A 16552-nucleotide genomic window follows, 5' to 3' on the forward strand; every position below is an offset into this window, starting at 1 on the left:
TATGCGTTTTTAGTTTTTGATTCTAGCTTTGATTTAATAAGGCCTGATGGGCGGCTAATTGGTTTATTTCATCCAATTCAGTTTGGCTTAAATGGACATCTGTTTGCACATCGAATAATGAGATACCTTGCTGATGTGCTATGGACTGTTTTATCGCATCAGTGAGCGCTAATAGGTTTTCAGCTTCTGTTTGATTCTCTGATGTTGCATTCATTTGGGTGTCGTCTGGTATTGGCTGTATCTCATCAAAACCTGGCTGCTGAATAAGCTTGTCATATGAATGAGTTTGTTGCATATCGATTGATAATTGACTGGTTGGCTCAATCGTTATTGTTGATAAACCTTCATTGGGCAGTGCTGGTTCCAACAGCTCTTGCGCTACTGGGCTTATTTCATTGAATAGGGCTAAGTTATTATCGAGATGACTAAAAATTGGCTCTACAGTTTGAGCTTCAGCGTCGGTAATAGGCTGCGGATCTTGATATCCGTATTCAGGTTTACCGCTGAGCAATGGTTCAGACTCTGGTTGAAACTCTGGTTCAGATTCTGGTTCAGATTCTGGTTCAGACACTGGTTCAAAGTTTGGTTCAAAGTGGGGCTCAGAATCTAAGGTAAATTTATTGTAGTCATTAGACGCAACAGGGGGCATCGTATCTTGATGAATCGGTATGTCATCTGATATGACTGGTTCATCAATAGGTAAAATGGCGTCTATAGGTTGGCTTGATAATGGGTTACGCGACTGCTCATATTGATAACGAGCGACGGTTTGTTCCATTAACTCGATTTCAGCAAATACAGCAGCGGCAGTTGGAGTCAGGTTTCGATAGCCATGTTCATAATGCCGCACTTGCTCAAATTGTGCTCTTTCATGCATTTCTTGCATGATATCGAGCTGCATCATCTCTAACGCTGCTTCATCATTAAATGGATGGACTATCGGATCGTCGAGTTCCGTTGGCTGTGTAACCGTCATCGCCATTGCCATATTGAAAGCTGAAACGTAGGCGGCATTCGCTGCAAATGTATTGGCTGCAAATGCATTAGCCACAACGGCGTTGCTATCAACGGTAATTGTGATGGTTTCAAGCTCACCATCGACCACATCAGAACCTAATGTCGCAATCGGATCGAGTGATAAAGTAATTGTTTCCCCGTCTGTCGCACCGCTTAATGTAAGCCCTGCGACATCTTCGATATTAACAATCCATTTATTGCCTTGTTTTTCACCTTTCGAAAGCGTCATGCCATCTGATAGGCCAAGAATCGTTAATGTTGCGGTTTCATTTGGTGCAGGGTTTTGCAGCTCTAAGCCCAAGTTTAAAGCGATATTGTCTGTTTGATTGGTCGTGAAGTCGGCAAATTGAGTCCAAATAGGCGGATCGACCTCTGGGGTTAATTCAATATCAAAGGACACGGTTTGACTTTGACTTCTATCGAGCTCTTCCGAGCCGAGGACTTCCGCAGTATCAATACTGGAAATTGCCATTTCAACATTGAGCGTACCAAAGGCAAGTTCACCAGGTAATATTTTGACTTCTGCTAAGCTGACTGCTTCAACAATTAAGCTGGCGATATATCCACCTGAACCATTAGCGGTTAAAGCGACAAATTGCCCATCAATTTCTACCCCTTCAAGGTCGACAAGGGCACTGGCGTCGCTGGAGGTGATAAGAAAATCAACAACAAAGAATTCACTCCCATCGAGATTAAGTAGTTCTGCGGCAATTTCTACTTTGATGTCATCGCCTTCACTACCCGTATAATCTTCTGGAGCAGAAATGATTTGTACGTCATCTGCGATAGGGCTGACGCCAACAATAAAGTCCATTGAGGTAGTCACAAAATCATCTGTGCCTAACTCTTGGGTGATGATGGATAAAGACAGTGGCATATCACCGTTAAAGTTGTGTGGAGGCTTAACGACTATGCTATCTAGTTGATCGGGTGTGACAGTCCAATAGGTTGTCGGAGTACCATTGAGTTGACCGCCATCAGCGCCATTGTTTGGCAGAATGTGTAAATCACCACCTGCATCTTGGTAATAGACAGTCGCCCCTTCTGGCACGCCATTAAGAGTGATGTATTGCACCTCTGAACCATCTAAATCAATTAAGCCGATAACTGAGCTATTAATGCCACTAAGCAAAATATCGGTATCTTCTGTACCGTTGATAGTGATTAGGCCTGCTGGAAAGTCAGCAGCGTCGGTTACTGGGTTTACATGAATCGTAATAGTGTCACTGAAATTGGTGGTATCGATGACATCTGCTGAGTCAATATCAGCGGTGTCACTGACTGCACCTGATATCTGTAACCTAAAGTCTCCACTTAAATGCTCGGGAGGCGAAAATTGTAATAAGGCCAGCGCTGTATTTAATGCAGCATTGGTAGAACCTGTGAATTCCCATGTATCTGTGGTGCCAGACTTCAATTGGAATAATCCTGAGTTATCAATTAGCTGACCGCCATCGAGCAGTTGTATGGTGAATAATTGGGCGGGATTATCAAGCACCACTTTTTCAACGCCACCATTATCAGCAGTTGGATCTAGATCCTCATAAGTAAGGAATAAGCCAAGTGGTGTCGGATCGTCCTCATCCATAGTATCAACTAATACATCCAACGAGAGGCCATCAGCGATAGGGGAGATATTAATATCCAGACTCTGGCTATCATCAACTAGGGTGTCACCACTGAGTGAGTCCGTTGCAATAATGCGTATAGGGATGACCATGTCTCCGGCAAAGTCGTCGGCAACATTGTGCAGTGTGAGGTTAGTTAATGATGCTGTGGTAAAGACATATTCAATCACGTTTTCACCGCTGGCATCATAAAGTGCAATGACATCACTGCCACTGAAATAGCCCCCTTGTGGGAGATCGCTAGCAAGCACTCTAAAGCTAATCACATCATTATTATCGCTCGTGATGGATAGGTTTAAGTGGCCAGCAAAACTGATGGCGTTATCTTCGGTAGCATCTACGGTCGTCGATTGCAGTGCCGTCACAGTTGAAGCTGTTGAGGTTGAAGTGGGTTGATCAAAGGTGACAAAAATATTGGCTGAAATAACTTCTGGGTCATCTCTATCTAGCACTCTGGCTTCTACAAGGATAGCTTGAAAGAGTGTGATGTGGTCACTTGATATGGTCATTCCTTCTAAAATCGCCAGTGATTGTTCTTGAACTGAGTCACTGGTCATATTATTGCTAGGAATTATCCATCGGCCATCACCGTCGTTAATTGCGCCATTTGGATGGGTGACATACCAGCCGTCAGCACTTGGCATTGTAATAACGATATAGTCGAGTACTTCAGAGCCATCAATATCACCATCAAAAAACACAATATCATCGCCAATGGTAATTGGTTGGCCATCTGGACTATAAAGGACGGTGTTGTTCACCTGTAATCGTGTGATGCCTTCTACAACGGCATCGACTTCAATAGAAAGCTGACTCGCGATATCTTGAACCGAAGTTTCTCCTGTATCAGAGGTGTCGGTAATTTGATAAATAACGTCTAATGAGAAAGTACCGTCAGCATCTTGTGGTGGCAGTATGGCTATACGTCCCGAGTTGAGTAACTCTATTAATGTTGGGCTAAATTCATCGGTAAGTTCAGATAGTAATAGGCCTGAACTGCCCACGGTTATTTCGGCGCCATCGAATAAGTAAATGATCCCCTCACTAGAAGGAAAGATCGTCATATCTGTGATGCTTTCACTACCGTCAGTATCGGCTAATAAAGCCGGTATTAAACTCAGTACAATAGGTTGATCTTCTTTGCCATTGCTGGTGGTAGTTAATGTTGCGGATGTTTCATCAATTACTGGGGCAATATCAATATTGAGATTGAGTTCGTATTGCGCACTATCGCCATCTAATTCGGTGCTTTCGACAAATAGTTGTAAGTTAATTTGACCACTAAAATCTTCAGCGGGTCTGATTGACAGTGCAGATAACTCTGCTGCTGTAACGCTATAAATAGGTGCTGAACCGTTAAAACCGACTACGGGTAAATTAACAATCTGGCCATTGCTGTCGACAAAGTTTGCACCGTCAGGCAAGCCCACAATGCGTAAGCTTAAACTTTCTGAGCCATCAACATCTGAGCTAATTACCGTAAATGATAGTGGAATATCAGTGTCCTCATTGAACGCCGCCACTGAATTGATATTACCATCATTGGTAATTTCCCAGACTGTAGGATCTGAGGTGATGGTAGGCGCATCATTGGCGACACCGGTGAGAGCTATCGTTATGGTTTGTGGGGCACTGTAATTGGGATTGGGATTGATAATACTGTCTACTGGATCGATACCATCCTGGGTAGTTTCTGTCGCATAGCTGCGAACCGAAATAGTAAAGTCGCCAAGATTTGCAGAGCTTGCGTCTGCTAAAGGCACTAGCATGGCTTCTGGGCTGGCAAAAAGATCGTCTACCGAGACAGTCCACACATTGTTGCCTAAATGGATGGCGCTTGGGGCATCAATCTGCCAACCATCTGGTAAGGTTAATTCAAAATGGAGGCTTTCAGAGCCGGATGTATCGGTTAATTCGCCAAATAAAATTGTGTTTAAAGCGATAGGCTGATCTTCTTGACCATTGATATCACGAGTCACTAATGTGGGTGCATCAGCAATTGGGGTGACATTGATGGTGATTGTTTCATTGGCGCTTTGCGCAGTATCGCCATTATCAGGCTCAGTCGAGATTGCTCGGACATCAAAGCTATATTGTCCGGCTAAATTTTCACCGACTGTAGCTTGTAATAATGCTAATTCATCTGCACTGATTTCTTGGCCATTGGCGATAGAGAATTGCACACCTTCACTGTTTGTACTGGTGAGCTGAATACCTAGTGCAATATTGAAAATGACATAGGTCATGACCTCAGAGCCCTGAGCATCAATGCCAACGACATCCTTAGTACTGGCTGACAGGCTTATATTGAAAGCACCATCATCTTCATTGACATCATAGGTAAACTGGCTGGTGTTTTCCCATTCAGGTGTATCGGCTACAGAGGCGATAGTCAACGGAACTTCAGTCGAGATTGACGGCTTGTTATTAATATTGACTGTGATTTCAGCGTTGATGGTTAAGGTTGCATCCGAGGCGTCTTCAGGAGGATGGAACACTAAGTCACCGCTAGGGATCGCTATACCAAGATTACTGATCAACAGATCTCCACCACTCAAGATATAGTTCCCATCGGCATCTAGGCTGACAGGTTGGCCATCTAATGTGAGTGTGCCACCTGCTAAAGATGCTTTGTTGATGACAATGCTTTGAATGATTTCCCCTTCATCAATATCGCCAGGCAAGGCGACGATAGATAAAGCCCCAGGTGTATCTTCGGTATAATTGGGGTTGAGCACCTTGATAGAGCCTGCTTTATCGTTAGCCGTGATAGTGAGGTTATCAATGACGGTATCACCATCAGTATCGGTGACATATACCTGAACCACTTCACTATAAAACAGTTCATCATATTCAAAAATCATACTGGTTACTGTGGCTTTACCATTGGCGGTAATCACTAACGTTCCGTACTTAACTCCGGTATCGGTAAAGAGTTCAACTGAATCGCCTGCTGAATATTCTGTGCCTTTGTATATAAATTTACTGACTTGTGCTCCATCAGCGCCTTGTTGTTTTTGATTAAACAAATTAACACTGTGGTCAGCATTGTTTTCTTCGGTAAAGGTGAGTGATGAGTCATGCTGAATGGGGACATCATCTTGAACATTGATATGTATCGTTTGACTGTTTGAGGTATCGCCATCGGCATCGGTTGCGATAACGTCAAAACTGATGGTTAAGGTATTTTCACCATTGCCATCAGGATGATCTATGGCCTCAAATTGCTCAAATTCAACTTTACCATTGGCGTTAAATCGCACTCTAAATACTTCACTACTGTCTCCGGCTCTAATGGCGGTATACCAGCCGTTACCATCAGCAAAATTACTGAGTAATATTGACTGCCCACTACTGGTATAAGCCCCAAAAGTAAAGCTGGGATCAATTTCAATACTACTGATATCATCACTGCCATTATCGATATTTAATACCGCACTGCTAAGGACGCTGTTGTTGTCGACTAGCTCACCTTCGTCGATTGTTAAGATGAGCGAAGAAGGCAGACTTGGAGATTCACCATCGTAAATATCGATAGAAATAATGGCGTTTATATCTGTGTTGTCGCTGTCGGTTGCGACAACATCGACGTTGATTTTGCTTTCAACACCCGAGCCTGCGATGTTGTCAATTGGGCCTAACATACGCATTTCAAAATCAATTTGAGCTGTGGACTCGGCATCGATATGGATGTCTGTTGGCAGGCTCATTCTGAACACAACAGTTCCGTCAACTGTTTGTCCTTCTGCTGTTGCCCCGTCATTAGATATCACCCAATACACGAGTGACCCATTTTGAGTCACATCATTATTGTCTGCATCTACAACCACGTCGCCATCGGTAATGGCAAATTTGATATCGACGATGGGGTCGCCTTTAGCACTGATATTAATAAAGCCACTAGCACGGTTATCAACGCCTGGAGTAACGCTAGGCAGCTCGCTAATTTGCACTGTGATACCAGTAATTTCACCTGCTTCATCATCTTTTACTGTCAACGTCATCGTGGCTTGTGTTGTATCGCCATCATTATCAGTTATGAATAAGCCAAAGTTGATGTCGTCAGTATCAATTTGATCAAAAGGTTGATGGAGCGTTGTTGTATAGCCATGAGATAAAGTGTCAGATTCATTATTCCAGCCATTGTCGATCGCAATGGTAAATATTGGTTGAGCAGGATCGCCAGTATGTGCGGTCAGCGTTAATCCATCAGCGGATAAGTCAAATTGAATCGCTTCACCGCCAACGGTGAGCTCAGGAAGCTGGTCAATATCAAACCCTAATGTGTCGATAGCATCGGCACCGATTTGAATATCAAACTGACCTGTTTGGGCAATAGGTGTTCCTATGAGATTTGTTTCATCAAAAATCAAGGTTTCAATATTATTGATAGCTGCATCATTGCCATCCTGTATGTTCCATTTAAGGTTACCTAAATCGATATGACTGCCATCAATATCATTGGCATCGATTAATGTGGCTAATTCCAGTGATTCAGAACTGTAATGATCTAATGGCCTGGTTAATGACATTACCGCTGTCACATCGACATCATCGCCATTACTGACAGCAGAAAGAGATAAGGTAAATACAGTGACTCCATTTGCAGATGCAGTGATGGTTTTAGCATCTGGACTGAGGATATAACTGAGACTGTCGCCATTAGATGTTAGTCCTAATGCGGTTAATGGGATTAACGATAAACTACTAAACACCACAGAACTGGCGACGATGGAGTCTGAACCTGCGGAAATGGTAAAAGAGCGTGAGTCTGTATTAGGGGAGTTGATAATCGCTTCTGCAGTCGAAAAGCTGGCATCACTCATGTTACCAATTGCACCGTCAGCGATGATAATGGTACTGGTTGCAGATGCAATACTGCCGTCAAAGTCCGTAACTGTGTAGTCAAAACTTATGGATTGTTCTACGGTGTTATCTAGATTGTCACTTGCCTCAAATCGCCAAAAGCCATTGTATAAAACCGTTAATTCACCTTTACCTGTATCAATAACAGCTGGAGAGCCTTCTAATACGGGGTAATCGATGCCATTAAATGTGACGGTTTCGACGACCAGTGGGCCTTCGATAGTATAATCGTTACCAGTTATCGAGCCCGTCATAGCGGTATCTTCAATGGCTGTGAAGTGATCGTCAATGGCTAATTCAGGGGTATCTTTTACATGCAGTATGGCGTAAGTAATGATTTGCTCAGTTGTGCCATCTGTATCCGTTTGAAGCCCCTCAACTCGAATTAATGTGGATAAATTGCCTGTAGCAGGGTTATCCAGCGTTTGATAAAGGGTAACGTCGAGTTCGGTTCCGATAAGCGTCGCTTCAAGGACGAGTTCGTTATCTCCATCCCTAAAAACTTGGAAAGACAGGCCGTTTGGCGCGATCACAATCGACAAGTCTTGGCCATTAGATTGGTTTTGTAGAAGAAAGGATTGGTCAGTTGATAATGTCAGCTCGGCATTAGGAATATCAAAACTAAACTGGGCACTTGTTTGATTATTAATGTTTAACACTAACTCATATAAATAACCATCATCAGGAATATCTAAATACGGCATTTCATCTGTAGCGGTATTCCCTGCAAGGTCGGTTACACTGACACTCATCTGCCAGCTTACACGTTGATCTAATCCATCTACATCTAAGGTTTCATCAAATTCCCAAGTGCCATCGGCCTTAACATCAGTAGTAAATGTTTTGGTGGTGACTCCATCAGTTAGCGTTAGAGTGACTGTTTGGCCTTCTTCTGCACCTGTTGTGGTACCAGATAAAGATGATTCTCGACCATAGGTAAATAATCCGACGTCAAACCCATCTGCGCCAGTATCGATATCAATGGTTACTTGAGTATCAATAACAAGTTGATCCGTTGCGCTGGCGGTATTTCCCGCAGCATCGGTTGCCGTTGCTGATGCTGTTAAAATACCGTCAACAAAACCTAATGCGGCTAGATCTTGCGCTGAAATGGTCCACGTACCGTCACTATTGACCGTGGTGATGATGCTGGTGGAAGTATTATTCGCATCCGTCAGCGTGACAGTCACATCTTGTCCTGCTTCAATATTAGTGACGGTTCCGCTAACAACAACGGCCAAAAGCTCAGTTTGGTTAATGATATCGTCGTTATCTATGACGTTAATTGTGATGATAGCCGTGGTATCAACGGGTAACTGAGTTGTCGCAGTGGTAGGGTTGCCAGCATCATCGTTAACACTTGCTGTGACTTCTAAAGAGCCATCATCAAAACCTGATAAGTCTTGAGCTGCAAGTTGCCAAACTCCTGCAATGACTTGTGTGGTTAACGTTAGACTATGGCCTTGATTGTCGGTAATGACAACGGTGACGGTTTGGTTGTCTTCAACATCGGTTACCGTGCCCTGAATAACCACTTGTGTCATTTCAGTGGCGTTAATGACGCCATCATTATCAAGGATTTCAACCGTGATATCAGCAAGAATATCGACAGGTAACTGAGCGGTGGCAGTGGCAGGGTTACCTGCAATATCGTTAACGGTTGCTGTGACCTCTAAAGAGCCATCATCAAAATCCGATAGGTCTTGGGCTGGTAATTGCCAGATCCCACCATTGACTTGAGCTGTTAACGTGAGGCTATGACCTTGGCTATCAGTGAGATTTATCGTTACGGTTTGACCATCTTCGATATGGGTAACCGTCCCTTGAATCACCACTTGAGCCATTTCGGCTGCATTAATCACGCCATCGCTATCAATGATTTCAACAGTGATTTCGGCAAGGGTATCTTTTGCTACGGTATTGTTACCAATACTTGGATTGCCTTCAACGTCAATGGATAAGGCTCTTAGGCTGAGTTCACCTTCTGCTAGTGAAGATAAATCTAGATTATCTAACTGCCATTGGGCATCAACAACTGTGGTATTGAAAATAAGGCGTAAGCCATTAATATCGGTGACCCATACAAGTACGTTCTGACCATCTTCAATATTAAGTGCTTCACCTCGTAAAGTCGTTGTGGAGACTTCAATCGCATTGAGCGTATTGTCATCGTCGACAGCTTCTATGGTGACAGCAGCAAGGGAGTCTTTGGTGACAATCGTAGAGGTTGAGGCTGGGTTACCTGCGATATCAACGGTGCTAACGGCAAACTGGATATCGCCATCAACGAGTGAAGAGATATCGGCATTATCAATTTGCCAATTTCCTGCTGTGATAGTGGTGGTAAAAGTTAACGATGTACCCAAAGAGTCAGTGACGATAATCGTCACGCTTTGGCCGTCTTCGACATCATTGACTTGCCCTGAAAAATCTAACCGTAGCATTTCAAAACGATTAATAATGTCATCACGGCCAGTGTCGACGTCGATATTAATGTCAGCAAGAATATCAACAGGTAACTGCGTTGCTGCCGTTGCAGGGTTACCTGCAAGATCGCTTACCTGCGCAGTTACGAACAGTGACCCATCATCAAAATTTGATAAATCTTGCGCAGCGAGTTGCCACTCTCCGTTTGAGACTATCGCGGTTAACGTTAGTGTATTACCTTGATTATCAAAGAGCAGTACGGTGACCGTTTGGCCATCTTCAACATTCGTCACAGTCCCTTGAATCACCACTTGAGTCATTTCAGCAGCATTAATCACGCCATCATTATCAATAATTTCAACACTAATACTTGCTAGGGTATCAATCGGGAGTGGTAATGATGAGCTTGCGGTGTTTCCTGCAATATCTGTGACGGTTGCGGTTGCCACTAACGAGTTTTGATCAAAGGCTGACAGATCTTGTGAAGGTAGGGCCCAAAGTCCGTTAATCACAGTGGTTGTTACCGTTCGTGTGTTACCTAAATCATCGGTTAAATTGATGATAACAGTTTGACCATCTTCTACATTCGCCACGCTACCATGAAAATATACGTTAGTGATTTCTGTTGAATTGATAACACCATCATTATCAATAATTTCAACAGTGATTTCGGCAAGGGTATCTTTTGCTACGGTATTGTTACCAATACTTGGATTGCCTTCAACGTCAATGGATAAGGCTCTTAGGCTGAGTTCACCTTCTGCTAGTGAAGATAAATCTAGATTATCTAACTGCCATTGGCCATCAACAACTGTGGTATTGAAAATAAGGCGTAAGCCATTAATATCGGTGACCCATACAAGTACGTTCTGACCATCTTCAATATTAAGTGCTTCACCTCGTAAAGTCGTTGTGGAGACTTCAATCGCATTGAGCGTATTGTCATCGTCGACAGCTTCTATGGTGACAGCAGCAAGGGAGTCTTTGGTGACAATCGTAGAGGTTGAGGCTGGGTTACCTGCGATATCAACGGTGCTAACGGCAAATTGGATATCGCCATCAATGAGTGAAGAGATATCGGCATTATCAATTTGCCAATTTCCCGCTGTGATAGTGGTGGTAAAAGTTAACGATGTACCCAAAGAGTCAGTGACGATAATCGTCACGCTTTGGCCGTCTTCGACATCATTGACTTGCCCTGAAAAATCTAACCGTAGCATTTCAAAACGATTAATAATGTCATCACGGCCAGTGTCGACGTCGATATTAATGTCAGCAAGAATATCGACAGGTAACTGAGCGGTGGCAGTGGCAGGGTTACCTGCAATATCGTTAACGGTTGCTGTGACCTCTAAAGAGCCATCATCAAAATCCGATAGGTCTTGGGCTGGTAATTGCCAGATCCCACCATTGACTTGAGCTGTTAACGTGAGGCTATGACCTTGGCTATCAGTGAGATTTATCGTTACGGTTTGACCATCTTCGATATGGGTAACCGTCCCTTGAATCACCACTTGAGCCATTTCGGCTGCATTAATCACGCCATCGCTATCAATGATTTCAACAGTGATTTCGGCAAGGGTATCTTTTGCTACGGTATTGTTACCAATACTTGGATTGCCTTCAACGTCAATGGATAAGGCTCTTAGGCTGAGTTCACCTTCTGCTAGTGAAGATAAATCTAGATTATCTAACTGCCATTGGCCATCAACAACTGTGGTATTGAAAATAAGGCGTAAGCCATTAATATCGGTGACCCATACAAGTACGTTCTGACCATCTTCAATATTAAGTGCTTCACCTCGTAAAGTCGTTGTGGAGACTTCAATCGCATTGAGCGTATTGTCATCGTCGACAGCTTCTATGGTGACAGCAGCAAGGGAGTCTTTGGTGACAATCGTAGAGGTTGAGGCTGGGTTACCTGCGATATCAACGGTGCTAACGGCAAACTGGATATCGCCATCAACGAGTGAAGAGATATCGGCATTATCAATTTGCCAATTTCCTGCTGTGATAGTGGTGGTAAAAGTTAACGATGTACCCAAAGAGTCAGTGACGATAATCGTCACGCTTTGGCCGTCTTCGACATCATTGACTTGCCCTGAAAAATCTAACCGTAGCATTTCAAAACGATTAATAATGTCATCACGGCCAGTGTCGACGTCGATATTAATGTCAGCAAGAATATCGACAGGTAACTGAGCGGTGGCAGTGGCAGGGTTACCTGCAATATCGTTAACGGTTGCTGTGACCTCTAAAGAGCCATCATCAAAATCCGATAGGTCTTGGGCTGGTAATTGCCAGATCCCACCATTGACTTGAGCTGTTAACGTGAGGCTATGACCTTGGCTATCAGTGAGATTTATCGTTACGGTTTGACCATCTTCGATATGGGTAACCGTCCCTTGAATCACCACTTGAGCCATTTCGGCTGCATTAATCACGCCATCGCTATCAATGATTTCAACAGTGATTTCGGCAAGGGTATCTTTTGCTACGGTATTGTTACCAATACTTGGATTGCCTTCAACGTCAATGGATAAGGCTCTTAGGCTGAGTTCACCTTCTGCTAGTGAAGATAAATCTAGATTATCTAACTGCCATTGGGCATCAACAACTGTGGTATTGAAAATAAGGCGTAAGCCATTAATATCGGTGACCCATACAAGTACGTTCTGACCATCTTCAATATTAAGTGCTTCACCTCGTAAAGTCGTTGTGGAGACTTCAATCGCATTGAGCGTATTGTCATCGTCGACAGCTTCTATGGTGACAGCAGCAAGGGAGTCTTTGGTGACAATCGTAGAGGTTGAGGCTGGGTTACCTGCGATATCAACGGTGCTAACGGCAAACTGGATATCGCCATCAACGAGTGAAGAGATATCGGCATTATCAATTTGCCAATTTCCTGCTGTGATAGTGGTGGTAAAAGTTAACGATGTACCCAAAGAGTCAGTGACGATAATCGTCACGCTTTGGCCGTCTTCGACATCATTGACTTGCCCTGAAAAATCTAACCGTAGCATTTCAAAACGATTAATAATGTCATCACGGCCAGTGTCGACGTCGATATTAATGTCAGCAAGAATATCGACAGGTAACTGAGCGGTGGCAGTGGCAGGGTTACCTGCAATATCGTTAACGGTTGCTGTGACCTCTAAAGAGCCATCATCAAAATCCGATAGGTCTTGGGCTGGTAATTGCCAGATCCCACCATTGACTTGAGCTGTTAACGTGAGGCTATGACCTTGGCTATCAGTGAGATTTATCGTTACGGTTTGACCATCTTCGATATGGGTAACCGTCCCTTGAATCACCACTTGAGCCATTTCGGCGGCATTAATCACGCCGTCGCTATCAATGATTTCAACAGTGATTTCGGCAAGGGTATCTTTGGCTACGGTATTGTTACCAATACTTGGATTGCCTTCAACGTCAATGGATAAGGCTCTTAGGCTGAGTTCACCTTCTGCTAGTGAAGATAAATCTAGATTATCTAACTGCCATTGGCCATCAACAACTGTGGTATTGAAAATAAGGCGTAAGCCATTAATATCGGTGACCCATACAAGTACGTTCTGACCATCTTCAATATTAAGTGCTTCACCTCGTAAAGTCGTTGTGGAGACTTCAATCGCATTGAGCGTATTGTCATCGTCGACAGCTTCTATGGTGACAGCAGCAAGGGAGTCTTTGGTGACAATCGTAGAGGTTGAGGCTGGGTTACCTGCGATATCAACGGTGCTAACGGCAAACTGGATATCACCATCAACGAGTGAAGAGATATCGGCATTATCAATTTGCCAATTTCCTGCTGTGATAGTGGTGGTAAAAGTTAACGATGTACCCATAGAGTCAGTGACGGTAATCGTCACGCTTTGGCCGTCTTCAACATCATTGACTTGCCCTGAAAAATCTAACCGTAGCATTTCAAAACGATTAATAATGTCATCACGGCCAGTGTCGACGTCGATATTAATGTCAGCAAGAATATCAACAGGTAACTGCGTTGCTGCCGTTGCAGGGTTACCTGCAAGATCGCTTACCTGCGCAGTTACGAACAGTGATCCATCATCAAAACTTGATAAATCTTGCGCAGCGAGTTGCCATTCTCCGTTTGAGACTATCGCGGTTAACGTTAGTGTATTACCTTGATTATCAAAGAGCAGTACGGTGACAGTTTGGCCATCTTCAACATTCGTCACAGTCCCTTGAATCACCACTTGAGTCATTTCAGCGGCATTAATCACGCCATCATTATCAATAATTTCAACACTAATACTTGCTAGGGTATCAATCGGGAGTGGTAATGATGAGCTTGCGGTGTTTCCTGCAATATCTGTGACGGTTGCGGTTGCCACTAACGAGTTTTGATCAAAGGCTGACAGATCTTGTGAAGGTAGGGCCCAAAGTCCGTTAATCACAGAGGTTGTTACCGTTCGTGTGTTACCTAAATCATCGGTTAAATTGATGATAACAGTTTGACCATCTTCTACATTCGCCACGCTACCATGAAAATATACGTTAGTGATTTCTGTTGAATTGATAACACCATCATTATCCAGAAAATCGATACTAATCTCTGCGGTGGTATCGACTGGCATCGATGTCGTCGCCGTAGCAACATTGCCAGCGATATCACTGACTTCAGCGATAACGATTAGACTGCCATCATCAAAATGACTTAAATCTTGGGCAGGCAATGACCATTGGCCATTAATGACAGTGGTCGTGAGTGTTAATGCATTCCCGTGAGCATCAGTTACTCTTACTGTGACGGTTTGGCCATCTTCAACTTTAGATACACTACCTTGTATGCCGACTTGTGTTTGTTCTATGGCATTGATAACGCCATCATTATCGATAATGTCAACGGTAATCCCAGCTTGGGTATCTTTGATAATGGTATTGCTACCAAATGCAGGGTTACCTTCGGCATCAATTGCCACGGCATAAAGGTGTAATACCCCGTCAGCTAAATCTGAAGCATCTAAGCCAGACAAACTCCAAGTACCATAAGTGACTTCTGATGACAGGGTGAATACTTGCCCTAAGCTATCAGTGATGGTGATGAAGATTTTTTGGCCATCTTCAATATTATTGGCAATACCAAAAATAGTATTGAGGTCATCAATTTCTTGCTGGTTTAATAGGTTGTCTGAGTCAATGACATTAATGGTGACATTGGCGATGGTATCTTTAATCACTGTAGTTGAAGCACTGGCTGGATTGCCTGCTAAGTCTGTTGTATCGACATCAAATCGTAATTCTCCATCAACTAAAGCTTCAATATCAGCGTTATCTATTTGCCAAGCGCCATTAATAACTTGGGTGGTAAAGGTTAATACCTGGCCATTGATATCAGTAATTGTGATGGTGACTGTCTGGCCATCTTCGACATCAACCACACTGCCTGAGAAATCGAGTTTTTTCATCTCGAACCGATTAACAAATTCGTCATTGCCTGTATCAACGCTAATATCAATATTCGCAAGGATATCAATAGGATCTGCTGTAGTGGCGGCAATGGGGTTACCCGCTATATCAATAACTTCAGCGGTTGCTGTGAGTGAACCTTGGTCAAAGTCGGAAAGGTCTTGAGCATCAAGCTGCCAAGCACCACTCATTACAGTGGTTGAAATTGTGCGAGAGTGACCACTGGCATCAGTTAACGTCACAAGCACTGTCTGACCATCTTCGACGTTAGTGACGTGACCTTTGATGGTGACAGAGATAATTTCTGCAGCATTGATAACATTATCATTGTCTTCAATTTCAATGGTAATGCTGGCGAGGGTATCTTTAATGGTTTGATCAGTTGCTGGTGCGGCTTCACCTTGATAGGTTGGTGCACTGATTTCTGCGGTAATCAGTCCTTCAGCTAGGGTTGATATATCAAGGCCATTCACTTGCCACGACTCATTCATCACCAATACTGACAATACAATTTGCTGACCCTGGATATCCGTTAGCGTGAGCTGGAGTACTTGCCCATTTCGAGCATCGAGTGCTTGTCCATTGATATCGACCGTAGGGACTTCAAACTGGTTTAAATAGCCGTCGTTTGCATCTTCAATATTGACAGATAAAGTTAACGTTAAAAAAGTATCTTGGCTGCCAACAAGGGAATTGATTGAGTCAGCAGAATTGAATTGTTCATCGCCTTGAGTGTCGTAACCAGATTGGGCAATGAGTGCATTGTATCGAGTTTGAATGATTTGGTAGAAGTAGTTAAGGCCGCTGTTACTGACATTGTTACTGTTTTCACCAGAAGTATTTGAGCTGATAGAAACGGGTTCAGTCGAACTATCTTGAGCCGGGCTATTTTGCAGCCCTTCGTCTTTGGCTGAATTAATCAATAATGAATTAGGCAGCAAAACGCTTTGTTGGTCGACAACAATATAAGGGGCACTGTCTGCATTAATAAAAATACTTTCAGCATTGACGTCATGAATGGTTAATTCATTGCTGACGTTATCTAGCGTAACCGCATGCCATTGACCATCGTTCGCTACAGCGAAAATGCTTGAGCCAATTTTAACGTAGTACAACACATCTACACCATCAACAATCATTTGCATTCCTTAATTTCAATCCATTGTTGTCAGTAATCA

At 43.4% G+C, this 16552-nt stretch carries 1 protein-coding gene; it reads right to left on the reverse strand.

The window, feature by feature from the left end:
• Positions 1-22 precede the first annotated feature (22 nt).
• Positions 23-16513, reverse strand: a complete 16491-nt coding sequence (locus QPX86_RS02150) for a T1SS-143 repeat domain-containing protein (protein ID WP_285163969.1) — start codon at positions 16511-16513, stop codon at positions 23-25.
• Positions 16514-16552: the final 39 nt, after the last annotated feature.

The organism is Shewanella goraebulensis (assembly GCF_030252245.1).
Classification (GTDB): Bacteria; Pseudomonadota; Gammaproteobacteria; order Enterobacterales; family Shewanellaceae; genus Shewanella; species Shewanella goraebulensis.